This window comes from Mesorhizobium sp. UC74_2, assembly GCF_042701485.1.
Taxonomy (GTDB): Bacteria; Pseudomonadota; Alphaproteobacteria; order Rhizobiales; family Rhizobiaceae; genus Mesorhizobium.
This window is the reverse complement of record NZ_CP170562.1, coordinates 4,240,183-4,266,071: the sequence shown is the minus strand read 5'-3', so window position 1 is coordinate 4,266,071 and position 25,889 is coordinate 4,240,183. Positions and strand designations below refer to the sequence as shown.

Genomic DNA, 25,889 nt, shown 5'->3' with positions numbered 1-25,889 from the left:
TCATTCTTTCATTGGTTCAGAACAGGAGAATGATCATGACCACAGCAATCATCGGTGTCGGCAACATCGGTTCCCGCCTTGCCAGGGAACTGGCGGACGGCGGAGAAAGGATCATCGTCGCGGACAGGACATTCAAGAAGGCACAGATGCTTGCAGGTGCGCTGGGCGGCGATGTCGAGGCCATGGAGGTCGACGATGCGATCAAGTCGGCGGATGTGGTCGTCCTTGCGGTCTATTTCGATGCGATGAAGGCATTGCTCGCCGACAAGGGTTCCGTGTTTACCGGAAAGATCGTGGTTGATCCGTCGAACCCGATCGCGCCCGACGGCAATGGCGGCTTCAGGAAAACCATTCCCGAAGACCAGTCCTCGGGTCAGCTGATCGCCGGCCTGCTGCCTGACGGGGCGAAGCTGGTCAAGGCGTTCGGTACCCTCGGCGCGCAGTCGCTTGAGGCGGCGGCAAACCGCACCCCGGAGCGGGCCGTGTTGTTCTACGCAAACGATGATACCGGCGCCGGCGAAACCGTTGCCAGGCTTATCGCAGCAAGTGGGTTTGCTCCCGTCCGTGTCGGCGGGATCGACCAGTCGATCCGCATCGAGGTCGGTGGCGATCTGCATGAGTTTGGAAAGCTCGGGCGTACCGTCTCGGCGAACGAGGCGAGGGCACTGGTCTAAAGCAGGACCGGGGGCTATCGAGAGCAAAGCCCGCTCTGGAGATCCGGGGCGGGCATAACCTGCCTACTCCGCCGTGAACGAATAGGTCGCGCCGACGCCGAAGGTGAGCTGATTGCGGGAGCCGAGGTCCTTGACGATCGGGCTGCTCGCAGCGTCGCCGACCATGTAGTCGAAGCGCTGGTAGAGCGTGGTCGTCCACTCCTTCGACCAGACATAGCTCTGCGCCGCCGACAGGCCGACACTGACGATGCCGCCCTTCGGATCGAACGCCGCGACGCTGCCATTGCGCAGCGCCGCCTCTTGCGAGATACCGTATTTGAGGTTCATGACATGGTCGTCGGCCAGCACCATGCGGGGGCCGCCCGAGAGCGTCAGCTGGCCGTAGTTCTGCACATAGTCCGCCCCGAGGTCGGCGCTGAAGCCGTCATTGGAGCGCAGGCCGTGACGCAGTTCGCCACGCAGCCGCAACTGGTCCTCGATCGGCCAGAATTCGGCGAAGACACCGGCTTCCACCGTCCAGGGGTAGGTGCCGAGCCCTTCCAGCCGGCCGCCTTCGCTGGAGCGGCCGGGCCGCAGGCTGGCGACGGGACCGATGGCGAAACGCTTGCCGGTGAAGAAGGTGATGTCGAAATTGTCGTCGGGCGCCGAGAAGGTCTCCGGTTCGGAAGCGCGGCGGAACGAGATCGAAGGCATGCCGCCGAGGCTGTAACGCGACGAGCCATCCCATTTCGGGCTCACCGTCATCATGCCGCCGACGCTGATGATCCAGGGGTCATTGGAGGCGATCGGCTTTTCGCCGAGGCTGTCGGCAGCCTGTGCCGAACCGAGCAGAGTCGCGCTAACGCCAGCAGCCAGAACCCAACGCAAAACCAACCTCACTTCGCTGTCTTGGCGATCTTGATACCAAGTTTTTTGATCCGATGCCAAAGGCTTCGTTCCGCAATACCCAGACGTTCGGCGGCCTTGACCTGGACACCGTCGCTTTCCTGCAGGGCCGCGAGGATGAAGTCGCGCTCGATGCGCTCCATCTCGCCATCGAGGTCGGAAGGCACGGCAGGGTTCGATGCGGACTGCCGTCGGGCACGGGTGACATAACCCGGCAGGTCCTGCGGCGTGATGACATTGTGGGAAGCGACGATGGTTGCCCGCTCGATGGCATTCTGCAGCTCGCGGATGTTGCCGGGCCACTGATAGCTCGACAGCGCCGCCTCGGCTTCCGGCGCGAAGCCGGAGATTTTCTTGGTCATTTCGGTAGCGAAATGGCTGAGGAAATGGCTGGCGATCGGTAGCACGTCGCCGGCGCGTTCGCGCAGTGCCGGCACGCGCATCGGATAGACGGCGAGGCGGTAATAGAGGTCCTCGCGGAAATCGCCTTCGTCCATCGCCGCTTCGAGGTCGCGATGGGTGGCGGCGATGATGCGCACATCCACCTTCACGCTGCGATCCGAGCCGACCGGCTCGAAACTCTGCTCCTGCAGCGCGCGCAGCAGCTTGGGCTGCAGCGAGGCGGGCAGATCGCCGATCTCGTCGAGGAACAGCGTGCCGCCATTGGCGGTGACGAAGCGGCCCTCGCGCGCGGCGACCGCTCCGGTGAAGGCGCCCTTGGCGTGGCCGAACAGCTCGCTCTCCAGCAGGTTCTCCGGGATCGCCGAACAGTTGACCGCGATGAAGGGATTGTCCCGCCGCGGGCTGTTGAAATGGATGGCGCGGGCGACAAGCTCCTTGCCGGTGCCGCTCTCGCCCTGGATCAGCACGGTGGCGCGGCTTTCGCAGACTTCTGCGATCTGCCGCAGCACCTCGCCGAAGGCCGGGCTGGAGCCGATCAGGTTGCCGAAGCTGTATCTGTCCTCCAGCTCGGCGCGCAGGCGACGGTTCTCGTTGACGACCTGCGTCAGCCGCAAGGCCCGTCGGGCGGTGGCGATGACGTCGTCGATCTCGAACGGCTTCGAGATGTAGTCGAAGGCGCCTTCCTTCACCAGCGCAACCGCGTCGCGCAGCGAGGCATAGGCTGTCATCACCACCACGGGTAGCTCGGGCCGCCTGCTGCGCAGTTCATGCAGCAGGTCGCGGCCGTTGCGGCCGGGCATCCTGAGATCGGTGATGACCAGACCGAACTCGCCGTTTTCGACGCGCTCCAGCGCACTGTCGGCGCTGGTCACGAAGTCGCTGGTTAGGCCGCCTCCTTCGAGCGCCAGTGCCAGCGTTTCCGCCAGGCGCGGCTCGTCGTCAACGACCAGGATCGAGCTCGCCATTTGGACCTTTCTTCTGGTTCAACGGCAAACGTATAACGATGCTGGTGCCGCTCTCCAAGGCACTGGTGCAGGTGATCGCGCCACCGTGATGTTCGACCACGGAAAGCACTTTGGCGAGCCCGAGGCCGGTGCCCTTGGTCTTGGTGGTGAAGAAGGGGTCGAACATGCGGTGCACCACGTCCGGCTCCATGCCGGTGCCGCAGTCGGCGATGGTCAGCACGGCTTCCGCGGCCTCTGCGTCGGCTTGGGCCTTGACCGTCAGCTTGCCGCCGTCGGCCATCGCCTCCATGGCGTTGAGCACCAGGTTGATGACGACCTGGTGGATCTGGTCGGCATCGGCTTCCACCATCAGGCCGCCCGTCACCGCGACATCGCGGGTGATGCCGCGCTTGTCGAGCTCGGGTGCCATGAAGTCGATCGCCTTGCTGACGATCTCGTCCAGGGCGACCACCCGCATGGTCGGCCGGTTCGGCCGTACATAGTCGAGCACCTCGGTGACCAGCCGGTCGATGCGGTTGACTTCGTCGAGGATGAACCCGAGCAGCCGCTCGTCGGGCTGGGCGAGATAGCTGCGCTGCGCCACCAGCTGGCTCGACGTCTTGATGATGCCGAGCGGGTTGCGGATTTCGTGCGCGATGACGGCGGCGGCCTCGCCGAGTGCTGCCAGCTGTTCGCGCCGGCGCATCTCGCCTTCCATCTGGCGCAGCCGTTCGAGCTGGCGCGTCATGATGTTGAAGCCGCTGGCCACCTCGGCGATCTCCGGGCCGCCGCGCTCGGGCAGCTGCAGGCGGTAGTTGCCGGAGGCGACTTCGCGCAGGCCGCGTTTCAGGCTCTGCAGTGGCCCGGTCAGCCGGCTGGCCAGCACGATGCCGACGGTGATGGACAGGCTGGAGGCGATCAGCGCCAGGATGGTGAACAGCCGCCAGTCGATCAGCTGCTCGAACACCGGCCGCCGCGCCGCCAGGCCGAAAGTGACGATGCCGACCAGGCGGCCGGAATCGTCACGGATCGCGCCATAGCCGGTGGCCAGTCCGCCGCTGCCGTTATCCGGCACCACGGTATAGCTGTCGCCGCGGTTCAGGATGGCCAGCACGTCGTCGGATATGGTCCGCGGATCGCCACGTCCCTCGCGCACCAGCGGGATCATGTTGTTCCCCTGCAGCCGGTAGGCGTGGATGATGATCGCCGTCTTGGCGCGCGGTGCGGCGAAGAAGGAATCGTCGATCTGGTTGGCGACCAGCACGTGCAGCACCTGCCCGTCACGCTCGAACATGCGGGCCGCGCCGACGACGAGGCCCGGCCGATCCTCCTTGGTCACAGTGAACACCGACCGTGTCGACGTGCGCGGCAGCGGCATGTCCAGCGTGGCGTTGCCGAAGCGGTAGAGCGTGTTGCCCTTGTCGTCGTAGATCAGCACTAGGTCGTAGCCGACGGTCGACAACAGGTCGGAATAGACACGCAGCGAGGTGGAGTTCTCGTTGACCTCTCCCGTCAGCGCGCCGCCATGCGTCGGCAGCGAGGCGCCGAGGATGGAGGCGGCGCGGTCGGCCTCGTCCTCGCTGCTCATCGTTTCGCTGACCAGGAAGTCGGCGGCACGCCCGAGCCAGCGTTCGACATTGTGCTTGAAGCTGGACGAGATCAGTACCGCCGCGACATAGGACGCGATCAGCACCGGCGGCACGGAGACCGCGAGGAAGGCAAGCACCAGCCGCCAGCGCAGGGTCAGTCCGTTGAGCACGACGTCTCCTGTTGCCGTCTGGATTTCATTGCTGCGCCGCCGTGGAACAGCGCTGGCCGGCCGGCAGGGCGTACCGCTTCCAGGTGAAGGTCTGGCCGAGTGCCTTGACGCCGAGATAGCCGGTGACGGTCAGTCTGTCGGGCCCGGCAAGCTTCAGCGCCGCGTCGTAGGTGTCGCCTTCCTCCGGATCGTAGATCTTGCCGCCGTCCCAGCCGCCGGATTTGTCGGGCTGAAGTCCGTTCAGCACGGCAAGGCCGCAGATCGGCCGCCTGCGCAGTTTCTGGCTCGGGTTGTTCTGGTCGGTCAGCGCGGCACCCTTGTCGTCTGTCGGTGTCTTCAGCCAGACGATGCGTCCGCATAGCTTGCCCCCGCAAGGGGCGATCTCGACGACGCCCTGGCCGTCATGGGTCAGCCAGGTGGTGGCGACGTCTTCGGCCGGTGCAGCACCGGCGCTGGCGACAAGCACGAGGCTGGTCGCGGCGGCGGCCAGACATTGCGCGATGGTCTTTTGCATGCTGCGATGGAAGGGCGTCATTCCGGTTTTCCTCGACCGATCAGCAGGACGCCGGAGATGATGAGCGCGATGCCCGCCGTCTGCGGCCAGGTGAGATGTTCGCCGAACAGAAGCATGCCCGCCGCCGGCACGGTGACGTAGGTGAGCGCGGAAAGCGGAAAGGCGCGGCCAAGGTCCATGCGCGCCAGTATCAGCATCCACAGCACGAAAGTAAGGGCATAGAGGAACACGGCGAGCCACAGTGCCGGCGTCGTCAGCGCCGCCAGCACCCAGGCCATGTCGAGCGAGCCGGCGCCGATGCGCTCGCTCGCCCATTTGAAGGCGATCTGCGTTGCCGTGTCGACGACGACGAAACCGGCGATGATGCCGCGCAGGCCGGAGGTGCCTGTGGCCGACATGGTCATTGTCCACCTGCCTTGCTGCCGGCACGGGCCTCGCGCAGGTCTGGATCCCAGCGGTCGAGCGCCAGCCAGGGTGCGACGGCCGCGAGGCCACGGTTCAGAAGCCCATTGGTGTGCTTGGCGTAGATGGCCGAAGGCACCAGTCGGCTGCCCATGCGCAGCTTGGAAGCATAGGCGGTCTGGCCGGTCTGCAGCAGCGGCTTTCCGATCTCCCTGCAGAACCGCAGATTCTCCATCCAGCTCACCACATAGAGATTGTGCTCGCGCGCCAGCGGGTAGGCCATGCCGAGAAACTTGTCGATCACGCGGTCCGCCCCCACCAGAAGCAGGTTGAAGGCGGCGAGACGATCGCCGACCCAATAGAGCTGGAACACCGCATCCTTGCCGAGGCGCCGCGCCACCTCCGTGAAATAGCTGCGCGGCAATTCCTCGAAGTCGCCGTAGCGCAGCTTGCTGTTCTCCTGCGTCGAGCGGTAGAGCGCGGCGATCTGGTCCTCCAGCCCGGCGATGTCGTTGCGCCTTTCGATGCGGATGTCGTCGCGGCTTTTCAGCTTGCGCCTTATGTCCTTGCGCGTCGCATTGGACAGCCGCGCCAGATAGGCGTCTTCAGTGTCTCCGACATCGGCCACCGCAACCGGCAGGCTGGACAGCCGCGTGAAACCTTTGGCGGCGAGCAGGTTGCCGACCAGCATCTCGTCTTCGGGCGCGACGTCCTTGAACACGATAACGGCGGCCCTGCGCCGGCGTGCCTCGCGCTCCACGGCATCGATCAGCAGGGCATGCGCGGTGGTGCCTTCGCTGGCCGACAGCCAGTCGCGGCGCACGAAATGGCAATGGTCGGCCATCGGCGAACCGACGCCGAGCAGGCCGAGCGCCAGCAATCCCGGGAACCGGTCGACCAGCCGGCTGGTCCAGGCGCCGAGCGAACCCTGGAACGGGGTGTCGAGCCGATAGGTCAACGAAAACAGCGGCGTCGCCATCGCCAGGCCACGGCTGTCGATCACGGCGGCGGCGAGCGGTGCCGTGCCGTCTGCCGAAGCCGAAACCTCGCAGGCAGCGTGATAGTGGATGCCTTCGGCGTTGCTGCAGCTCGTCGCCGGCCATGAGGCTGCATCGAGCGCAGACAGACCTGCAACGATGTCGCCATGCATTGCCCGTCCGGCGACGATGTCACCCTGCTGGATCCGCCCGTCGACGATGTCGCCGCCGCCCTGAATTGGCAACGCGTCAGGCGACAACCTGAAGCCGCTCATGCTCATGCGCCCCTGCGCGTTCGTAGGATCGGGCGACGCTCTCGACGAAGGCGGCAGCTCTGGCGATGACAAGCCGTCTTTGCCGGTCGAGCGTGACGAGGTGGTAGCTGTCATCCAGAACCAGCGACTCGACCGTGCCGCCGAGGTTGCGCTGCAGATATTCGAGGTTGCTCAGGCTGGCGATGTCGTCCTCGCGCGCATGCACCACCATCGTCGGCTGGCGCAGCTCCGGCAGTTCCGGCTTCAGCGCATCGACCAGCCGCCACAGCTCGCGCAGCGCGAGCGCCGGCGTCGCTTCGAGGCCGGCGGCGGTGGAATCGCCGGAGAACATCGACTGCGCCAGCACCATGCGCAGGCGCTCGTCCTTCAGCCCGTATGGCTCCTGTTCGACGAAGCGGTATTTGCGGCCGCTCGGCGTGTTGATGAACAGCTTGAGCAGGAAACGGTACCAGGGGATCGACCAGCCGTCATACCAGAGCGTCGGCGCGAACATGATGAGGCCGTGCACCCGCTGCGGCTGGCGCGCCGCCAGCATGGCTGCCAGCACCGCGCCCATCGAAAGGCCGCCGACCAGCACGACGCGGCAACGCTGCTCCAGCGTGGTCAGCGCGTCTTCGGCGCTGGCGTACCAGTCTTTCCAGTTGGTGGCGACGAGGTCGGCCTCGGTGCCGCAATGCCCGGCCAGCGTCGGGCACAGCACCGTGTGGCCACGCTCGGCGAAATTGCGCGCGACGTTGTTCATCTCGATCGGCGTGCCGCCGAGCCCGTGCAGGAGCAGCACGCCGACATCGCCGCGCGGGAAGAAAATGGTGCGGTCCTTGGACTGCAGTTTCGTGGGTGTTTCAACCATCAGATCGTACCTGCGACGAGAATGACGCCTGCCGTGATGAGCAGCGCGCCGAGCCATTGAGAGGGGCCGGTCTTTTCACCCAGCCACAGGCGCCCGGCGAGCGTGATGGCGAGGATGTTGAGGCTGGCGAGGGGAAAGGCGATGCCGAGCGGGGCGAGCGTCAGGATGCGCACCCAGATGATGAACTCGGCGACATAGATGACGAGCCCGATCCCGACCCAGCGGTCGGCGAACAGGGCGCGGGCGAAAGGCTGCCAGCGCTGGGCGGAAAATTCCGGCAACGCGTCGGCGCCGAACTTGAAGGCGATCTGGCCGAACACGTCGCAGACGATCGACAGCACGAACAGGATGATCAGTTCGGTACTCATGCCAGCACCTGTTCGAGCCTTGCCGTGATGCGGGCATTGGTGGTGTTGTTGACCGCGGCCATCGCGCCATCGAATTTCGGCTGGCGCGGGTGGTCGAGCCTGGCCAGCGTGTAGCGGAAGGGGTCACGGAACTCGGGCGGCGAATAGTCGCCGCAGACATCGACGCCGAGGATGCGCCGGTGCGCGGCCAGCCGTTCGATGGCGTACAGAACTTGGTCGAGCCGCATGGCGCCCTGGGCCCAGTTGGTCACGGCTTCACTGGTGGCCAGCACGTCCTTGTCGAAGGTGATCCACAGCGCTTCCGGCCCGAGCCGGGAAATCAGCTCGTCGACAAAGCCCTGCCAGTCCTCGTCGGCGAGGTTGCGCCAGATGAGCCGCTTGGCGAAGCCGTCGCCAAAGGTCTTGGCGCCGCCTCTTTCGACCGCCTTGCCGACGAGCTGCGTCGCCGGCACGCGCCAGGCATACATTTCGAGGCGGCCGTCGCGGATCGCCTGCAGATTGGCCGACTTGATCTGCGGCAGCACCAGGTCGGTGCTGGTCGGGCCTATGGTGACGACGCGGGCGACGTTGCGCCGCTCCAGAGTGCGGTTGACCCAGCCGCCGCAGTTGGACGTCGCCGGAAACGTCACCCAGTCGGGATGATTGTCGAACTGGATCACCGTCACCGGTTCTTCCGCACGGCCGAGGAACAGGTCAGCGAGATGATGGAAGTCGCCCGAGCCGTAGAAGATCAGCTCGGCATTGCCGTTCGTGCGCGGGCCGATGCGCTTGCCGAGTTCGCTCAGCGCACGCCTGCTCGCAACGATGCGCAGCCGGGGCGCGAGGTCCCCGGCTGGCACGATGTCGGCTGGTTCGGTCCGGGTGCTGTGGAAGCCCTGTCCCGTCACGGCGCCGTCGAGATCGACGATGCGCAGGCGCATCCGCTCACCCCTTGTTTCCGTGGGCTTTGGTGACGCGGGTGAACAGCTGGTCGAGCAGCGCGATCGCCAGGTCGATCTCGGCGTGGCTGATGGTCAGCGACGGCGCCAGCGTGATGACGTTCTTGAAGTAGCCGCCGATGTCGAGCACGAGGCCGTAGGTCTGGCCGTTGTGCACGAGATCGCCTTTCAGCGACTCGTCCACCATGCGGTCGACCAGCGCCTTGGACGGCGTATAGCTGTCATGCGGCTCGCAGATCTCGATGCGCAGCGCCAGGCCGAGGCCATCGACTTCGCCGACGATCTTGTGGCGGCGCTTCAGTTCCTCAAGCCCGCGCAGGAAATAGGCGCCCTTTTCCGGCACCATCGTCTCATAGTCGTCCTCGGCCATCATCTTCATGGCTTCGAGCGCGACGGCGGTGCCGAGCGGGTTGGCGTTGAAGGTCGAGTGGGTCGAGCCGGGCGGGAAGGCGCCCGGATTGATCAGCTCCTCGCGTGCCCACACGCCGGACAGCGGGTTGAGGCCGTTGGTCAGTGCCTTGCCGAAGACGACGACGTCGGGATTGACGCCGAAGTGCTCGATCGACCACAGCTTGCCGGTGCGGTAGAAACCCATCTGGATCTCGTCCACCACCATCAGGATGTTGTAGCGGTCGAGCACCTTCTTCAATTCGGTGAAGAAGTTCATCGGCGGTACGATGTAGCCGCCGGTGCCCTGCAGCGGCTCGACATAGAAGGCCGCATATTCGGCCTCGCCGGCCTTCGGGTCCCACACGCCCTGATATTCGCTTTCGAACAGGCGCTCGAACTGGCGCACGCAGTGCAGGCCGTATTCTTCCTTGTTCATGCCCTTCGGAGCGCGGAAGTGGTAGGGGAACGGCACGAACTGAGCGCGTTCGCCGAAATGGCCGTAGCGGCGGCGATAGCGGTAGGACGAGGTGATGGCCGAGGCGCCGAGCGTGCGGCCGTGATAACCGCCCTCGAAGGCGAACATCAGGCTTTTGCCTTTCGAGGCGTTGCGCACCAGTTTCAGCGAGTCCTCGATCGCCTGGGCGCCGCCGACGTTGAAATGCACGCGGCCCTTGTGGCCGAATTTCTGCTCGGCATCGCGCGCGATCAGGGCGGCGAGCTCGATCTTCTCGCGATGCAGGTACTGGCTGGCGACCTGCGGCAGCTTGTCGATCTGGCGCTTCAGCGCATTGTTGAGGCGCGGGTTGGCGTAGCCGAAATTGACCGCCGAATACCACATCTGCAGGTCGAGGAACGGCGTGCCGGCCGCATCGAACATGTAGGAGCCTTCGCAGCGGTCGAAGATTTTCGGGAAATCTGTGTAGTGCACGGTGTCGCCATGCGAGCAGTAGGTGGCCTCGAGCGCGAGCAGTTCGGCCTCGCTGCGTTCAAGCTCGGAATCGGCTTCGAGCCGAAGGGCGGCGTTGGTGGGCATAGGTCAGGTCCTTGTTACAGAAGGTGGGTGGACTGGACGGCCATGGCGCTGGCCAGCCAGTCGGAGAAAAGCGGTGGCAGGTCGGTGAAATTGCCGAAGCTGCGATAGGTGATGCCGTTGGTGCGGCAATGGTCGGCGAGCTTGCCTTTCGCGAACACCATGTCGGCGATGGAGGCAGCGCAGAAATCCGAACGGCCGTCGCCGATCAGCACGCGCAGCGCGCTGTCGGGTGCACGGTCGAAGCTGGCGCATTTGCAGTGCGCGGAGCTGGCGCGGCAGCTGTCGGAAGCGTGCGGGCAGCCGAGCTGCCAGCGGTCGCCGCCGGCATGCATGAGCTCGTTGGCGAGAACCGGCAGGGCCAGGCCGTAACCCTTGAGCGCGTGGGCAATGACGCGGTCCAGCCCGTCGGAGACGATGGTGACGCTGATGTTGCTGGCCTGCAGCGCCTCGACGAAGCGTACGAAGCCCGGGTCGATGCGCAGGCAGTTGGCGAACAGGTCGAGCATGACCGGCTCGACGCGCAGAAGCTCCACCTGCCTGGACATGCATTCGCGCGAACCGATGACGCCGCGCTCCCAGGCGGCTTCGACGGTACGCCATGCCGGTTCCGCGAACTGGGCGAGCAGCAGGTCGGTGGTGTCTTCCAGCGATATCGTGCCATCGAAATCGATGAAGCACTGCACGGGGGGCAGGGGGAGGAGGTCGATCTTGTTCATGCTGCACTGCACCTGCATGTCGCGTGCCAAGTCGAAAAATCGAAGGAAATCAGGGGAAACCGGTTTTTGCTCCGTGATTCCCAGCTACAAAATTTGTAGGAACCTGCCGGGAAGAGAGCAGGGAGGCCGCATTCCGCAACGGCATCTGCATGGTCGCCCGAAAGACGGCGCTGAACGATGGTGCGGTGACCTGGAAGACCATGACGGCTTCAAGATGGTTGTCGAACAATTGTCTAATCGGTGAGCGATTGCGCATTTTCGAAAACCCTGCGACAGTAGCGGGCGATAGTCTTCCTGGCGTGCCGACCCGTGTGGGGTTGCCCCGCAAGTGACTGCCCTGCGAGTGGTTGCAATGAGTGCCCGGTCCGAAACCAGCAATCCCAGGCTTGACGATGCCGCGCGTGCCGGCTGGCTCTATTATGTTGCCGGCAACACGCAGGACCAGATCGCGGCGAAGCTCGGCATTTCGCGCCAGACCGCGCAGCGGCTGGTGTCGCTGGCGATGTCTGAGGGACTGATCAAGGTCCGGGTCGATCATCCGATCGCCAATTGCCTCGACCTTGCCGCCAGGCTGAAATCCCGCTTCGCGCTCGACCTGGTCGAGGTGACGCCGAGCGATCCCGATTCCACTTCTTCGACCATCGGCGTCGCCCAGGCGGCGGCGGTCGAAATCGAGAAGTGGCTGCGCCGGCCGGAGCCGGTGATCATGGCTATCGGCACCGGCCGCACGCTGAAGGCGGCGATCGAACAGCTGCCGCCGATGGAGTGCCCGCAGCACAAGGTGGTTTCGCTCACCGGCAACATCTCGCCGGACGGTTCGGCTGCCTTCTACAATGTCATCTTCACCATGGCCGACACCATCAAGGCGCGTAGCTTCCCGATGCCGCTGCCGGCGATCGCCTCTTCGCCGGAAGAGCGGAAAATGCTGCACGGCCAGCAGCTTATCCAGCCGACACTGGCGCTCGCGGCGCAGGCCGACATCACCTTTGTCGGCGTTGGCGACCTCGGCCCGCAGGCGCCGCTGCTGGAAGACGGCTTCATCACCGAGGCCGACCTCAAGGCGCTGCAGAAGGCCGGCGCCGTCGGCGAGATCGTCGGCTGGGCCTTCGACCGCGATGGCCGCCTGATCGATGGCATCACCAACGACCGTGTCGCCTCCGCGCCGCTGCCGTCGCGGGAGCGTTCGCTGGTCGTGGCGCTCGCCATGGGCGAACGCAAGCTGCCCGGCATCCTCGCCGCGGTGACGCGGCGCCTCGTCAATGGTCTGATCACCGACGAGCGCACGGCCGAAGGCCTGCTGGCGACCGCCGTCTAGGCGCGCCAGGTCCCTTCCAGGACCGTCATCCGACATCACTTTGCCAGCCGCTCCATGAGCCGCGGGCATCTCGCCAGTCCGGCATTGTTTCCCGCCATTTGCCTTGGGGCGCCCGGCTTCTTGCCGAGGCTGGAATCATTCCGGCCGGCCGGGGTTGGGTCATCTGTGATGGCAGCAGCCGGATTCCGGCTTGACATAAATCCCGAAGAATGAATAATTGCTCACAGCTAAGGCAAATGCTCACTTGGCTCTTTGGGAGGAAATCGATGAACCTGCGCACCCTCGTCCTGGGGCTGTGTTCGGCCAGCGCTTTTGCGTTCGCCGCGCATGCCGAGACGATCACCATCGCCACCGTCAACAATGGCGACATGATCCGCATGCAGAAACTGACGGAGGACTTCACCAAGAAGAACCCCGACATCCAGCTCAACTGGGTCACGCTGGAAGAGAACGTGCTGCGTGAACGCGTCACCACCGACATCGCCACCAAGGGTGGCCAGTATGACGTGATGACCATCGGCACCTATGAAGTGCCGATCTGGGCGAAGCAGAACTGGCTGCTGCCGCTCGACAATCTCGGCGCCGACTATGACCAGAAGGACATCATCCCGGCGATCGCCGGCGGCCTTTCCGTCGACGGCAAGCTTTACGCCGCACCCTTCTACGGCGAAAGCTCCTTCGTCATGTACCGCAAGGACCTGATCGAGAAGGCCGGCCTCAAGATGCCCGACGCGCCGACCTGGACCTTCATCAAGGAAGCCGCCGACAAGATGACCGACAAGGCCAATGGCGTGAACGGCGTCTGCCTGCGCGGCAAGGCCGGCTGGGGCGAGAACATGGCCTTCCTGACCGCCATGTCGAACTCCTTCGGCGCGCGCTGGTTCGACGAGAAGTGGAACCCGCAGTTCGACCAGCCGGAATGGAAGAACACGCTGCAGTTCTATGTCGACCTGATGAAGGCCGACGGCCCGGACGGCGCATCCTCCAACGGCTTCAACGAGAACCTCGCGCTGTTCCAGCAGGGCAAGTGCGGCATGTGGATCGACGCCACCGTGGCGGCTTCCTTCGTGTCGGATCCCAAGAACTCCAAGGTCGCCGACAAGGTCGGCTACGCGCTGGCGCCCGACAACGGCCTCGGCAAGCGCGGCAACTGGCTGTGGGCCTGGTCGCTCGGCATTCCGGCCGGCACGCAGAAGGCGGCATCGGCCGAGAAGTTCGTCGCCTGGGCGACCGGCAAGGGCTATCTTGACCTCGTGGCTTCGAAGGAAGGCTGGGCCAACGTGCCGCCCGGCACGCGCAGCTCCCTCTACGCCAATCCGGAATATGAGAAGGCAGCGCCCTTCGCCAAGATGACGCTGGACTCCATCAACTCCGCCGATCCGACCAAGCCGACGGTCAAGCCGGTGCCTTATGTCGGCGTGCAGTTCGTGGCGATCCCGGAATTCCAGGGTCTCGGCACGACGGTCGGCCAGCTGTTCTCGGCGGCACTTGCCGGCCAGATGTCGGTGGACGATGCACTCAAGCAGGCACAGGACGCCGCCAAGGCAGCGATGACCGAAGGCGGTTACATCCAGTAAAGGGCAGTCCGGGTGCCGGCGACAAGGGCATCCGCTGACGCCCAAAGGGCTCCTCCCGGTGTTCGAGGCATCGTTCGATGCCGGAGACATCCTGGTGCCTTGGCCGCCCGGGTCTTCCCGGTCCGGGCGGTCATTTTTGGAAAAGATGCGGTAATCTGTTCCCTCTCTCCCGGCCGTTGGGCGGCCGGGCGATCGAAAGGCTGCCCGCCATGACGGCGGCGACGGCCAGGTTACGGCTCTTGGGAACCGGTTGGAGGAGACCATGGCAACCAAACAGACCCGTACGCTCGCGCGTTTCATGGCCGCACCATCGGTGCTGCTCCTGCTGATCTGGATGGCGGTACCGCTGGCGATCACGCTGTGGTTCTCCTTCCAGCAGTACAACCCGCTGAATCCGATCCGCGACGGCTTCGTCGGCTTCTCGAACTACGCGCTGTTCTTCAACAACCCGGCCTTCATCACGGCCATTCTCAACACACTGATCCTGGTAGTCGCGGTGCTCGCCATCACCATCGTCGGCGGTATCCTGCTCGCGCTTCTGCTCGACCAGCCGATGTGGGGACAGGGCTTCGTGCGCATCCTGGTGATCTCGCCCTTCTTCGTCATGCCGCCGGTCGCTGCACTGGTCTGGAAGAACATGATCATGCATCCGGGCTACGGCGTATTCGCCGACATAGCCCGCTTCTTCGGGGCGCAACCGATCGACTGGTTCGCGCAATATCCGCTGTTTTCGATCATCGTGATCGTGGCCTGGCAGTGGCTGCCTTTCGCCACGCTGATCCTGCTCACCTCGCTGCAGTCGCTGGACGGCGAGCAGAAGGAGGCGGCAGAAATGGACGGCGCCGGCATTCTGTCGCGCTTCTGGTACCTGACGCTGCCGCATCTCTCGCGCGCCATCACCGTGGTGGTGCTGATCCAGACGATCTTCCTGCTTTCGGTCTATGCCGAAATCCTCGTCACCACCAATGGCGGGCCGGGCTACGCGTCTACCAACCTGCCGTTCCTCGTCTACCAGAAGGCCCTGCTCGAATACAAAATCGGCCAGGCGTCCGCCGGCGGCATCATCGCCGTCATCCTTGCCAACATCGTTGCCTTCTTCGCCATGCGCGCCGTCGGCAAGAACCTGGACAAGTAGGAGGCTGCAATGGCACGCGCCGTCACCAACCGGCACAAGACGATCGCAACGATTGCGGCCTGGACCGTAGCGCTCGTGATCTTCTTCCCGATCCTCTACACCATCATCACCTCCTTCAAGTCGGAGCAGGAGGCGATCCAGGGCTTCAGCCTGATCCCGTCGGGCACGCTGGAGAGCTATGCGGAAGTCCAGTCGCAGTACAACTACTTCAAGCCGTTCATGAACTCGGTCATCCTGGCGCTGGGCTCGACGGTGCTGGCCCTGGTGGTCGCGATCCCGGCCGCCTGGTCGATGGCGTTCTCACCGACCAAGCGCACCAAGGACGTCCTGATGTGGATGCTTTCCACCAAGATGATGCCGGCGGTGGCGGTGCTGTTTCCGATCTACCTGATCTTCCGCAATCTCGGCCTGCTCGACAGCCGCATCGGCATGACGGTGATGCTGATGCTGATCAACCTGCCGATCGTCATCTGGATGCTCTACACCTATTTCCGCGAGATCCCGGGCGAGATCCTGGAGGCGGCGCGCATGGACGGCGCCACGCTGTGGGGCGAGATCATCTACGTGCTGACGCCGATGGCGGTGCCGGGCATTGCCTCCACCATGCTGCTCAACATCATCCTGGCCTGGAACGAGGCGTTCTGGACCATCCGCCTCACCACCACCAACGCGGCTCCGCTGACCGCCTTCATCTCGTCCTTCTCCAGCCCGCAGGGGCTGTTCTGGGCGAAGCTCTCGGCGGCATCGACGCTGGCCATCGCACCGATCCTGATCATGGGCTGGTTCAGCCAGAAGCAGCTGGTGCGCGGCCTGACCTTCGGCGCGGTGAAGTGATGCGCCGGGAAGCTCAAGGAGGACAAAATGGGTAAGATCGCTCTCAGGAATGTCTCCAAGTCCTTCGGGGCGACGTCGATCATTCCCAACATCGACCTCGACATCGAGGACGGCGAGTTCGTCGTGTTCGTCGGCCCCTCCGGCTGCGGCAAGTCCACGCTGCTCCGCCTCATCGCCGGGCTGGAAGACACCAGCGGCGGCACCATCTCCATCGATGGCCGCGACGTCACCAACGAGGCGCCGGCCAAGCGCAAGCTGGCCATGGTGTTCCAGTCCTATGCGCTCTACCCGCATATGACGGTGGCCAAGAACATCGCCTTCCCGCTCAAGATGGCCGGTGAAAGCCAGGAGGTAATCGACAAGAAGGTCGGCGATGCCGCCCGCGTGCTGAACCTGACCAACTATCTCGAGCGCCGCCCCGGCCAGCTTTCCGGCGGCCAGCGCCAGCGTGTCGCCATCGGCCGCGCCATCGTGCGCCAGCCCTCGGCCTTCCTGTTCGACGAGCCGCTGTCGAACCTCGACGCAGCGCTGCGCGGCACCATGCGCCTGGAAATCTCGGAGCTGCACAATCAGCTCAAGACGACCATGATCTACGTGACCCACGATCAGGTCGAGGCCATGACCATGGCCGACAAGATCGTGGTGCTGAACGCCGGCAACATCGAGCAGGTCGGCTCGCCGCTGGATCTCTATCGCAGCCCGAAGAACCTGTTCGTCGCCGGCTTCATAGGCTCGCCGAAGATGAACCTGGTCACCGGCGCGGCGGCGGCCAAGCACAATGCGGCCACCGTCGGCATCCGGCCCGAACATCTCAAGATCGCCTCCAACAGCGGCGAATGGCGCGGCAAGGTCGGCGTCGCCGAACATCTCGGTGCCGACACCTTCCTGCATGTCCACACCGACGATGTAGGCACCATCAACGTGCGTGCCGACGGCGAGATCGGGGTTCGCCATGGCGACATCGTCTACCTGACGCCGGACCCGGCCAAGCTGCATCGCTTCGATGCCGACGGAAAGGCGCTGTGAGACGGCCGTGCGCTTCGTCAATCCGATCATCTTCGTCAGGGACGTTGGCGTCGCGACGGCTTTTTATCGCGATCTGCTTGGCCTGACGGTGAAGGCCGACCACGGCACGATCGTCATCTTCAAGGGGCATTTCGCCATCCACGACGCGTCGGCGCTGATCGAAACCGTATGGGGAGTGGCGGCTCCCCCTAAACCCGAACCGCTGGGGCGGCCGAATCTGCTGCTCTATTTCGAGGATGAAGACATCGACGCCTGCTTTGCGCGGCTGAGCGGCAAGGTCGACCTGATCCATCCGATCATCGAACAGGCGTGGGGCCAGCGCGTGTTCCGCTTCTACGATCCCGATCGCCATGCGGTCGAAATCGGCGAACCGCTGGCCGGGGACGAGGACCTATGACGACCGTGGCTTTCCGTGCGGGTGCAATCCGATGAAGCGTCTTGAAGGCAAATCCGCCATCGTCACCGGTTCGGCGCGCGGCATCGGCCGTGCGTTCGCCGAAACCTATGTGCGCGAAGGCGCGACGGTGGCGATCGCCGACATCAACCTGGAAGCGGCGGAAAAAACCGCGTCCGAGATCGGGCCGGCTGCCTATGCGGTGCGGCTCGACGTCACCGACCAGGCTTCGATCGATGCCGCGATTGCCGCGGTCGAAAACAAGGCCGGTGGGCTCGACATCCTCGTCAACAACGCCGCTCTGTTCGATGCAGCACCCATCGTCGAGATCAGCCGCGCCAGCTACGACCGGTTGTTCGCCGTCAATGTCGCCGGCACGCTGTTCATGCTGCAGGCAGCGGCGAAATCGATGATCGCGCGCGGCAAAGGCGGCAGGATCATCAACATGGCAAGCCAGGCGGGCCGTCGCGGCGAAGCGCTGGTCGCGGTCTATTGCGCCACCAAGGCGGCCGTCATTTCGCTGACCCAGTCGGCCGGGCTCGACCTGATCAGGCACCGCATCAATGTCAACGCAATCGCGCCGGGCGTGGTCGACGGCGAGCACTGGGATCATGTCGATTCCCTGTTCGCCAGATACGAGAACCGGCCGCTCGGCGAGAAGAAGAAGCTGGTCGGCGAGGGCGTGCCTTACGGCCGCATGGGCCGGGCCGAAGACCTGACCGGCATGGCGGTTTTCCTGGCCAGCAGCGAGGCCGAGTATATCGTCGCCCAGACCTACAACGTCGACGGCGGCCAGTGGATGAGTTGATTTTGCCTTCTCCCACAAGGGGAGAAGCGGAGATGCCCTACGAAAGGCGTTTTGACATGACGACCAAACTCTCGCTCGCCAATCTGGACAGGCTGCCCGCGAAGGTGGCCGCTCCCGGCTACAAGCGCGAAAACCTCAAGGCCGGCATCCTGCATTTCGGTGTCGGCAACTTCCACCGCGCCCACCAGGCCGTCTATCTCGATGATCTCTTCAACAAGGGCGAGGGACATGACTGGGCGCTGGTCGGTGCGGGCGTGTTCGAGGGCGAGAAGGCCGGTCGCGCCAGGCTGGCCGAACAGGACTGGCTGACCACCGTGGTCGAGCAGGACGACGGCCATATGGCCGCCCGGGTAACCGGTGCGATGATCGATTTCCTGGTGCCGGGCGAGACGGCGGCGATCATCGACAGGCTGGCCGATCCGGCCATCCGCATCGTTTCGCTGACCATCACCGAAGGCGGTTATTTCATCGACCCCGCCTCGGGCTATTTCAATCCGGAACACCCCGACATCGTCGCCGACGCCAACGATCCGGACCATCCGAAGACGGTGTTCGGCCTGATCCTCGCCGGGCTGGTGCGCCGGCGTGCCGCGCGCGTCCAGCCCTTCACGGTGATGTCCTGCGACAACATCCCTCACAATGGCCGTGTCACCTCCGACGGCGTCATCGGCCTCGCCCGCCTGTTCGATCGCGACCTCGCCGAATGGGTTGCCGGCAATGTCGCCTTTCCGAATGGCATGGTCGACCGCATCACGCCCGCCACCACCAAGCGCGAGCATGGCATACTGGCGACCGATTTCGGCGTCGACGACAACTGGCCGGTGTTCTGCGAGCCGTTCCGGCAATGGGTGCTGGAGGACAAATTCCCGGCAGGCCGCCCAGCGCTCGAAAAGGTCGGCGTGCAGTTCGTGCCGGACGTTTCGCCCTATGAGCTGATGAAGATCCGCATTCTCAATGGCGGTCATGCCACCATCGCCTACCCGGCCGGGCTGATGGACATCCATTTCGTACATGAGGCGATGCAGGAGCCGCTGGTGCGGGCCTTTCTTGCCAAACTCGAGCATGACGAGATCATCCCGACCGTGCCGCCGGTGCCGGATACCGACCTCGAGGACTATTACCAGCTGATCGAACGGCGCTTCGCCAACCCCAAGATCGGCGACACCGTGCGCCGGCTTTGCCTCGATGGCTCCAACCGGCAGCCGAAATTCATCATCCCCACCATCGCAGATCGATTGAAGGCCGGTGCCGGCGTCGCGGGGCTGGCGCTCGAATCCGCCTTCTGGTGCCGCTACTGCTTCGGCACCACCGATTCCGGCGCGGTGATCGAACCCAACGATCCCAACTGGGACCGCATGCAGGCGGCCGCGCGGGTTGCCAGGACCGACCCGTCGGCCTGGCTTTCCATGGAGGACATCTATGGCGAAGTCGGTCGCTCGCCGGCCTTTGCCGTCGCCTTCTCCCACGCCTTGAACACGGTCTGGGATGTCGGCGCGCGCGAGACGCTGACACGTTATCTGGCGGGGAAACTCTGAACATGATCCCGAAAAGCTGCAGAGTTTTCGGATAGGGATCATGCGACAAAACAAAGACATGGAGCGGAACAGCAATTCACCGGAATCGCATTCCGCTCTGCCCCAGCCATCGACGTCATGCAGGCGGTAGCGCCGGGCAAAATGCCCATATAGAGTGCGCCCCATGCCGCGCGCCGATGCCTCCCTTTCGATCCTCTTGCCACAGCCGGAACGGGCCTGCGGGTCGTCCGGAACATCGGCCCCGACGGCCGCTTCACAGGTCCAGCCATACTGATGGCGCCGGTGCTAGCCGCCATCGATGTCGGTACCGGCAGCGCGCGCGCCGGCCTGTTTGACCGCAACGGCCGGCTGCTTGCCCGCGCCGAGCGGCCGATCGCCATGAACCAGGCCAATGCCGGCCACTACGAGCAGGATTCGGAGAACATCTGGGCTGCCGCCTGCGAGGCGATGCGCGCTGCTCGCGAGGCTGCCGGCGTGGCGGCGGAAGACGTCACCGGCATTTCCTTCGACGCCACCTGCTCCAACGTGTTTCGTGGCAAAAACGGCGAGCAGGTCGGCGTTTCAAAGGCGGGCGGCGAGCGCTGGGACACCATCGTCTGGATGGATCATCGCGCTTTGGCCGAGGCCGACGAATGCACGGCCACCGGCCACCGCGTGCTCGGTCATGTCGGCGGGGTGATGTCGCCGGAGATGGCGACGCCGAAGCTGATGTGGGTGAAGCGGCATCTGCCGGACGCCTGGGCGCGTACCGGCCAGCTTTTCGACCTTGCCGATTTCCTCACCTACAAGGCCTGCGGTTCGTTTGCCCGCTCGCAATGCACGCTCACCGCCAAATGGACCTTCCTTGCCCATGAGCAGACCGGCTGGCGGCCGGATTTCTTCGAGGCCGTGGGCCTGGCCGACCTCTTCGAGCACGGCTCGCTGCCGGATCGACCCAGCCCGGTCGGCAGCGATCTCGGTCCGTTGACTGAAGAGGCCGCCGCCGCGCTCGGCCTTACCACGGCCTGCCGTGTCGGCGCCGGCCTCATCGATGCCTTCGCCGGTGCGCTCGGCGTCATCGGTGGCCTGAGTGATGTCGACCGGCATCTGGCGCTGATCGCCGGCACGTCGAGCTGCGTCATGGCGATGTCGGCAGAGCCGCGTGCCTTCGCCGGCATGTGGGGTCCCTATTTCGGCGCCCCCTTGCCGGGTCTCTGGCTGAGCGAAGGTGGGCAGTCGGCCACTGGCGCGCTGCTTGACCACATCATCCGCTGGCATGGCCGCGAGCCCGATGCCGCCACCCACCGCCGCATCGTCGAACGCGTCATGACGCTGCGCGCCGAAGAAGGGCTGGATCTTGCCGCGCGGCTGCATGTGCTGCCGGATTTCCATGGCAACCGCACGCCGCTGGCCGACCCGCACGCGCTGGGTGTCATCAGCGGGCTGACGCTGGACTCCTCCTTCGACAGCCTGGCACGGCTCTACTGGCGCACCGCCGTAGCCATCGCGCTCGGCGTGCGCCATGTGCTGGAGGCCCTCAACGCCAACGGCTATGTCATCGACACGCTGCATGTCACCGGCGGCCACACCCGCAACCCGCTGCTGATGGAACTCTACGCCGATGTCACCGGCTGCACGGTACTGGAATCAGACAGCGGCGATGCCGTGCTGCTCGGTACGGCGATGGCGGCGGCGGCGGCGGCCGGACTTCATCCCAGCCTGGCCGAGGCCTGCGCCGCCATGCGCCAGCCGGGCCGCGAGCGGCGGCCGAATCCGGCCGCACTCGACCGGTTCGACCGCGACTATCGCGTGTTCCTCGAAATGCACCGGCAGCGCCAGGCACTCGACGCGCTGCAGTGAGAGACGGCGCGTCAGTTGAGCGTTTCCGTTTTTCACGGAAACGCGGAAACGCTCTAACTCTTTGTTTTTGCGCAATTCCGAACGGAAAACCGCTACGCACTTTTCCTGGAATTGCTCTGCAGCGTTTCCGCTTTCTGGCTGGATGCCGCAAGCAGCCGCGCAACAGCCTCGTCCAGAGCAATCGTCCATTGTCCCTGCCTCGATTTGAGGGTGACGGAACCTTCCTGCGCCTCTCGCTTGCCGAGAACCGCGACGACCGGGATCAGCAACTCGTGACTGCTGACGATGCGCCGCGACAGTGTCTCCGCCTGATCGAAAAGCCGCGGCCGCAGCCCGGCCGCGACGAGACGCTGCTGGAAGTCCCGCGCGGCGCCGTGCTGGTCTTCGGCCACGGGCAGGATGGCGACCTGGACCGGTGCCAGCCAGAACGGCAGCTTGCCCTGGTGATGTTCGAGCAGGATGCCGATCATGCGGCCCATCGAGCCGAACACGGCATGATGCAGCATCACCGGTACCGCGCGGTTGCCGCCGGCGTCGATATAGGAAGCGTCGAGCCGCGCCGGCAGCACGAAGTCGAGCTGGATGGTGCCGCACTGCCACGAGCGCCCCTGCCGGTCGCGCAGCGCGAACTCCAGTTTCGGCCCGTAGAACGCGCCTTCACCGGGCTGCAGGACGGGCTCGAGACCGGCAGCCCGTGCCGCGGCCAGCAATTGCGCTTCCGCCACATCCCAATCCGCCTCCGATCCCGCCCGCTTTTCGGGGCGCAACGAGAGCGCGACCTCGTAGTCATCGAAGCCGAGGTCGGCATAGATCGACGAAAGCAGCACGACGAAGCGGGCGACTTCCGCCTCGACCTGCTCCGACTGGCAAAGCACATGCGCATCGTCCTGGACGAAGCCGCGTGTCCGCATCAGGCCATGCATCGAACCGGAGGGCTCGTCGCGGTGGCATGCTCCAAATTCGCAAAGCCGCATCGGCAGGTCGCGCCAGGAACGCAGCGAGGCGTTGAAGATCTGGATATGACACGGGCAGCTCATCGGCTTCAGCGCCATGTCGCGACCGCCCTCGCGCGGCATCACGAACATGTTGTCGCGGAACTTTTCCCAATGTCCGGAGCGCTCCCACAGGCTGCGCGGCAGGAGCTGCGGCGAATGCACCTCCTCATAACCGGATTGGCGCATGCGACTTCGGACATAGTCCTCGAGCTGGCGAAACAGATGCCAGCCTGCCGGGTGCCAATAGACCATGCCGGGGGCGTCCTCTTCGAAATGGAAGAGGTCGAGTCGGTTGGCCAGGATACGGTGATCGTCTTGTTCCATGGTTCTGTCCTTGAAAAAATGCCGGACAGCGAAAGGAACAAAAAACCCCGCACGATCCGGCGGGGCTGGGGGTCGAGAAGCTGTTTGTTCAGCGCATCAGACGACCGGCCACCGCAAAGCGATGGTCGTCGTGGTCGTGACGGAGGCAAACATCTGTCTCATGGCTGAAGCTATGGGTATGGTTTGGCGGATTGTCAATGTCGGCGGGTCGGCCGGCGCGGAATTGAAAGAGGCAGAATGCAGCTTTTGCTGGTTACCGGGCCGGCGGGTGTCGGCAAATCCACGCTCTGCTGGGCGCTGAGCGCCGAGCTTGCCGCCGCGCAGATCACGCACGCGGTTGTCGAAACCGACGAACTCGACAGGGTGTTCCCGAAGCCGACGACCGAGGAACTCGCTCGACTGTGGCCGGGCACCATCGACGTCAGCAGCATCAACCTGGCGGCGATCTGGTCGACCTACCGGGCGCTGGGGCACACGCGCCTGATCATGTCGGGTGTGATGCAGCACCTTGCCTTCGACAGGCGCTGGATCCTGGCCGCCATACCCGATGCCCGGATCACCGTCGTGCGCCTCACCGCGGGCGAGCCGGCGCTGCTCGCCCGGCTGGCGCAGCGCGAGATCGGCCCGGGTGCGGACGCGCAGGCCGAACGCTCGTTGCGGCAGGCACGGCGCATGGCCGACGAAAATGCCGAGGGCCTGATCGTGGTGGCAACGGACGGCAGGACGCCGGTTGAACTGGCCAGGATCGTTCTGGCAAAAACCGGCTGGCTGGAAGGTATGCCGGCTTGACCGCTGCCGGGGCTACATATGGGAAGCGGGCTTCACCCGGTCGGTCGCAACTCCTGCTCGCGGCGCGCCGGCTGCGTCCGATGCAGGTAGACCGCCAGCGTGTCCCAGGGTGGCGTGATCGAAAGCTGTACCAGGATACGGCTGACCTCGCCGCGATGGATCGCCGAATGCAGGGCGACGTGTTGCAGCATTTCATGCCGTGTCATGGTGCCCTTGTCGCCATCGGTGAAGGTGAAGGCGATCGCCTCGTCGAGCTGGTCGTCCGGGACGTCGAGGACATATTGCTGGTACCATCCGTCCGTCGCTGCCACCGAAGCACGCAGCGCATCCAGCGTCGGCGTCTCCACCGTGTTGTCCGACGTGTGGTGGTGTTTGGTGCCGCTGAGATGTGCGGCGAAGATCTCGGCAACCACGTGATGGTGGCTGATCAGCCGCAGCGCGGTGTGCAGTTCCGCCGCGTGTGCCTGCGGGTCAATCAGCGCCAGCCTGTCGAACAGCTCATTGTTTGCCCAGGCCTGGTAGCCATAAAGGGTGCGAAGCATTTCCTGCATTGCCGAAACCTGTCCCTGCCGCGAAAATGTGAGTAATGTCTCTATATTTTGGCGAGGGCGCGAAATTGTCTACTCGCATTGCAAAGCGGCAGCCATCGATGCGCAAGGAACCGCGACAGGCGCGGTCGCGGGCGACGGTCGATGCGATCGTCGAGGCCGGGGCTCGCATTCTCAGCGAGCAGGGATGGGCCGGTTTCACCACCAACAAGGTCGCGGAGGCGGCGGGCGTCAGCGTCGGTTCGCTCTACCAGTATTTCCCCGACAAGATCTCGCTGGTGGGGGCGATCCGCCGCCATCATCTGGATGACAGCCTCGCCGCAGTAAGAACCGCGCTGGCGCGGCGCCAGCCTCTCGCCGATTTCGCCGGGACGCTGGTGGCCAACATCGTCGAGGCACACAGCGTCCATCCCGGCCTGCACCGGGTGCTGCTGGACGAAGCGCCTGGGCTCGAAGCCTATCGCGACCAGAACAGCCAGATCGAACGGCAATACCTCGCGTTCTACACGGAAGCAGCGGCGGTCTATCGGCCGCAGGACAGGGATCCAGCCGTCGTCGGCCTTGTGCTGTCGGATGCCATCGACGGCGTCATCCACAACGCAGCGCGTCGCGGCACGCTGCGTAAAACGCAGATCCGCGACGAACTGGTCAGGATGATCCGCCTGTATCTGGCCGGTTAGCCGGATCACCGATCGGGTTCAGGCCAGCTTGATGACGGCGACGCCGGCGAGGAGCAGGATTACACCTGCCAGGCGCAGGCCCGACACCGGACGCTGCGGCAGGCGGAACCAGCCATAACGGTCGACGAATATGCTGGCGACCTGCTGTCCGGCGACGGTGAAGCCGACTGCGGCGGCCGCGCCGATCACCGGGATGGCGGTGAACACGGTGGTGACGTAGGTTGCCCCCGCAACGCCGCCGAGCCAGCCCCACCAGGGCATGGTCTGCACGCCGGCGATGTTGGGGCTCGGCGTCTTGCGCAGAGCCAGCACCACCAGCATCACCGCCGCCATCGCCAGCGTGGCGACGAAGAACGAGATGGCGCCGACCGCGAAAGGCGCGCCGCCGAGATCATGCCGCAGCAGCGCGTTGACCGCACCCTGGACCGGAAGCACTGCACCGGCGATCAGCGCCAGTGCGATCCAGGCCAGCTTGTAGGCTTTCAGATTGTCCTTGCCGCCCTGGCCGAAGACGATCATGGCGACGCCGGCGAGCACGACAACTGTGCCGATGGCGGCTCCCGCGTGCAGGCCGGTCCGCGTCACGCCGAGCAGGCCGAAGCTGTCGAGGGCGAGCGAGGCGAGCATCTGGCCGGCGATGAACAGCCCGACCGAGACGACGGCGCCGAGGCGGGGAAACAGCAGGATGGTCGAGACGACATAGATCGCCGAGGCGGTGCCCCCGACCAGATGCCACCATTCGGCCCGTGGCAAGGCGCCAAGCGCGGCCAGGGTGCCAGTGAACAGGGCAATCAGAAACAGCAGTGCGGTGCCGACGGTCAGCTGCAGCGTGGTCGCTGCGAAAGGCGAGCCGATGGCTTTCGAGAGTTGCGCATTGGCGCCGGCCTGGACGGCGAGCAGGCCGCCGGCGAACAGGGACAAAGGTACGAACAGGGTCTCCATGGGAGCCTCCTTCTTGCAGAA

General features: G+C 64.9%; 27 protein-coding genes. 13 read left to right on the top strand and 14 right to left on the bottom strand.

What is annotated here, in order from left to right:
- Positions 1-35 precede the first annotated feature (35 nt).
- On the top strand, positions 36-674 hold the full coding sequence (locus tag ACFJIU_RS20695; protein ID WP_379063061.1) for an NADPH-dependent F420 reductase: 639 nt from the start codon (positions 36-38) through the stop codon (positions 672-674).
- Between the two features lie 63 nt (positions 675-737).
- On the opposite strand, the gene ACFJIU_RS20690 is transcribed toward ACFJIU_RS20695, so the two are convergent.
- From ACFJIU_RS20690 to ACFJIU_RS20640, 11 genes are read right to left on the bottom strand one after another with little or no spacing between them, the layout of a single operon-like run.
- Complete coding sequence (locus tag ACFJIU_RS20690; RefSeq protein WP_379063059.1) at positions 738-1,553, bottom strand: MipA/OmpV family protein; 816 nt, start codon at positions 1,551-1,553, stop codon at positions 738-740.
- Positions 1,550-2,926: a sigma-54-dependent transcriptional regulator gene (locus tag ACFJIU_RS20685; protein WP_379063058.1), complete on the bottom strand. Its 1,377-nt coding sequence runs from the start codon at positions 2,924-2,926 to the stop codon at positions 1,550-1,552. The genes ACFJIU_RS20690 and ACFJIU_RS20685 overlap by 4 nt, the downstream gene beginning before the upstream one ends.
- The gene (locus tag ACFJIU_RS20680; protein ID WP_379063056.1) at positions 2,901-4,664 is read right to left on the bottom strand and encodes an ATP-binding protein; all 1,764 of its coding nucleotides are present in this window, start codon (positions 4,662-4,664) and stop codon (positions 2,901-2,903) included. The genes ACFJIU_RS20685 and ACFJIU_RS20680 overlap by 26 nt, the downstream gene beginning before the upstream one ends.
- Before the next feature lie 25 nt (positions 4,665-4,689).
- Positions 4,690-5,199: a DUF2147 domain-containing protein gene (locus tag ACFJIU_RS20675; RefSeq protein WP_129411329.1), complete on the bottom strand. Its 510-nt coding sequence runs from the start codon at positions 5,197-5,199 to the stop codon at positions 4,690-4,692.
- Entirely contained in the window at positions 5,196-5,582 is a 387-nt protein-coding gene (locus ACFJIU_RS20670; protein WP_379063054.1) for an EamA family transporter, read from the bottom strand. The genes ACFJIU_RS20675 and ACFJIU_RS20670 overlap by 4 nt, the downstream gene beginning before the upstream one ends.
- The gene (locus tag ACFJIU_RS20665) at positions 5,579-6,832 is read right to left on the bottom strand and encodes a GNAT family N-acetyltransferase (protein ID WP_379063052.1); all 1,254 of its coding nucleotides are present in this window, start codon (positions 6,830-6,832) and stop codon (positions 5,579-5,581) included. The genes ACFJIU_RS20670 and ACFJIU_RS20665 overlap by 4 nt, the downstream gene beginning before the upstream one ends.
- On the bottom strand, positions 6,807-7,682 hold the full coding sequence (locus tag ACFJIU_RS20660) for an alpha/beta hydrolase (protein WP_379063050.1): 876 nt from the start codon (positions 7,680-7,682) through the stop codon (positions 6,807-6,809). The genes ACFJIU_RS20665 and ACFJIU_RS20660 overlap by 26 nt, the downstream gene beginning before the upstream one ends.
- The gene (locus tag ACFJIU_RS20655) at positions 7,682-8,050 is read right to left on the bottom strand and encodes an EamA family transporter (protein ID WP_379063048.1); all 369 of its coding nucleotides are present in this window, start codon (positions 8,048-8,050) and stop codon (positions 7,682-7,684) included. Before ACFJIU_RS20655 ends, ACFJIU_RS20660 begins: the two co-directional genes overlap by 1 nt.
- Positions 8,047-8,970, bottom strand: coding sequence for an arginase (locus ACFJIU_RS20650; RefSeq protein ID WP_379063046.1), 924 nt, complete (start codon positions 8,968-8,970; stop codon positions 8,047-8,049). The genes ACFJIU_RS20655 and ACFJIU_RS20650 overlap by 4 nt, the downstream gene beginning before the upstream one ends.
- A gap of 4 nt (positions 8,971-8,974) precedes the next feature.
- Entirely contained in the window at positions 8,975-10,411 is a 1,437-nt protein-coding gene (locus ACFJIU_RS20645) for an aspartate aminotransferase family protein (RefSeq protein WP_379063045.1), read from the bottom strand.
- A gap of 14 nt (positions 10,412-10,425) precedes the next feature.
- Complete coding sequence (locus ACFJIU_RS20640; protein WP_379063043.1) at positions 10,426-11,127, bottom strand: HAD-IB family phosphatase; 702 nt, start codon at positions 11,125-11,127, stop codon at positions 10,426-10,428.
- On the opposite strand from ACFJIU_RS20640, the gene ACFJIU_RS20635 reads away from it, so the two are divergent.
- From ACFJIU_RS20635 to ACFJIU_RS20590, 10 genes are all read left to right on the top strand, one after another.
- Positions 11,120-11,371, top strand: a complete 252-nt coding sequence (locus tag ACFJIU_RS20635) for a hypothetical protein (RefSeq protein ID WP_379063041.1) — start codon at positions 11,120-11,122, stop codon at positions 11,369-11,371. The genes ACFJIU_RS20640 and ACFJIU_RS20635 overlap by 8 nt on opposite strands.
- 108 nt (positions 11,372-11,479) lie before the next feature.
- Entirely contained in the window at positions 11,480-12,442 is a 963-nt protein-coding gene (locus tag ACFJIU_RS20630) for a sugar-binding transcriptional regulator (RefSeq protein WP_379063039.1), read from the top strand.
- Positions 12,443-12,708: 266 nt separating this feature from the next.
- The gene (locus ACFJIU_RS20625; RefSeq protein WP_379063037.1) at positions 12,709-14,019 is read left to right on the top strand and encodes an ABC transporter substrate-binding protein; all 1,311 of its coding nucleotides are present in this window, start codon (positions 12,709-12,711) and stop codon (positions 14,017-14,019) included.
- A 262-nt stretch (positions 14,020-14,281) separates the two neighbouring features.
- Positions 14,282-15,154, top strand: a complete 873-nt coding sequence (locus tag ACFJIU_RS20620; protein WP_129411320.1) for a carbohydrate ABC transporter permease — start codon at positions 14,282-14,284, stop codon at positions 15,152-15,154.
- A 9-nt stretch (positions 15,155-15,163) separates the two neighbouring features.
- Positions 15,164-15,988: a carbohydrate ABC transporter permease gene (locus ACFJIU_RS20615; protein ID WP_379063034.1), complete on the top strand. Its 825-nt coding sequence runs from the start codon at positions 15,164-15,166 to the stop codon at positions 15,986-15,988.
- 27 nt (positions 15,989-16,015) lie between these two features.
- Positions 16,016-17,014 carry an ABC transporter ATP-binding protein gene (locus ACFJIU_RS20610; RefSeq protein WP_379063032.1) on the top strand — a complete coding sequence of 333 codons (999 nt, stop codon included), beginning with the start codon at positions 16,016-16,018 and terminating at the stop codon, positions 17,012-17,014.
- A gap of 7 nt (positions 17,015-17,021) precedes the next feature.
- A complete protein-coding gene (locus tag ACFJIU_RS20605; protein WP_379063030.1) occupies positions 17,022-17,411 on the top strand; it encodes a VOC family protein in 390 nt (129 codons plus the stop codon).
- A gap of 31 nt (positions 17,412-17,442) precedes the next feature.
- Positions 17,443-18,216: an L-iditol 2-dehydrogenase gene (locus ACFJIU_RS20600; protein WP_379063028.1), complete on the top strand. Its 774-nt coding sequence runs from the start codon at positions 17,443-17,445 to the stop codon at positions 18,214-18,216.
- Between the two features lie 56 nt (positions 18,217-18,272).
- Entirely contained in the window at positions 18,273-19,751 is a 1,479-nt protein-coding gene (locus ACFJIU_RS20595; RefSeq protein WP_379063026.1) for a mannitol dehydrogenase family protein, read from the top strand.
- Positions 19,752-20,024: 273 nt separating this feature from the next.
- A complete protein-coding gene (locus ACFJIU_RS20590; RefSeq protein ID WP_379063024.1) occupies positions 20,025-21,590 on the top strand; it encodes an FGGY-family carbohydrate kinase in 1,566 nt (521 codons plus the stop codon).
- Positions 21,591-21,682: 92 nt separating this feature from the next.
- Here the strand turns inward: ACFJIU_RS20590 and thrS are convergent, their stop codons facing one another.
- A complete protein-coding gene (gene thrS, locus ACFJIU_RS20585) occupies positions 21,683-22,909 on the bottom strand; it encodes a threonine--tRNA ligase (protein ID WP_379063022.1) in 1,227 nt (408 codons plus the stop codon).
- A 237-nt stretch (positions 22,910-23,146) separates the two neighbouring features.
- Between thrS and ACFJIU_RS20580 the strand changes: the two genes are divergently transcribed.
- Positions 23,147-23,698, top strand: a complete 552-nt coding sequence (locus ACFJIU_RS20580; protein WP_379063020.1) for an AAA family ATPase — start codon at positions 23,147-23,149, stop codon at positions 23,696-23,698.
- Positions 23,699-23,730: 32 nt separating this feature from the next.
- Here ACFJIU_RS20580 and ACFJIU_RS20575 read toward each other — a convergent pair whose 3' ends face one another.
- Positions 23,731-24,240, bottom strand: a complete 510-nt coding sequence (locus ACFJIU_RS20575; protein ID WP_379063018.1) for a DinB family protein — start codon at positions 24,238-24,240, stop codon at positions 23,731-23,733.
- Positions 24,241-24,347: 107 nt separating this feature from the next.
- Between ACFJIU_RS20575 and ACFJIU_RS20570 the strand changes: the two genes are divergently transcribed.
- Complete coding sequence (locus ACFJIU_RS20570; RefSeq protein ID WP_379063016.1) at positions 24,348-24,926, top strand: TetR/AcrR family transcriptional regulator; 579 nt, start codon at positions 24,348-24,350, stop codon at positions 24,924-24,926.
- A gap of 18 nt (positions 24,927-24,944) precedes the next feature.
- Here the strand turns inward: ACFJIU_RS20570 and ACFJIU_RS20565 are convergent, their stop codons facing one another.
- Complete coding sequence (locus ACFJIU_RS20565) at positions 24,945-25,868, bottom strand: DMT family transporter (protein ID WP_379063014.1); 924 nt, start codon at positions 25,866-25,868, stop codon at positions 24,945-24,947.
- Positions 25,869-25,889 lie beyond the last annotated feature (21 nt).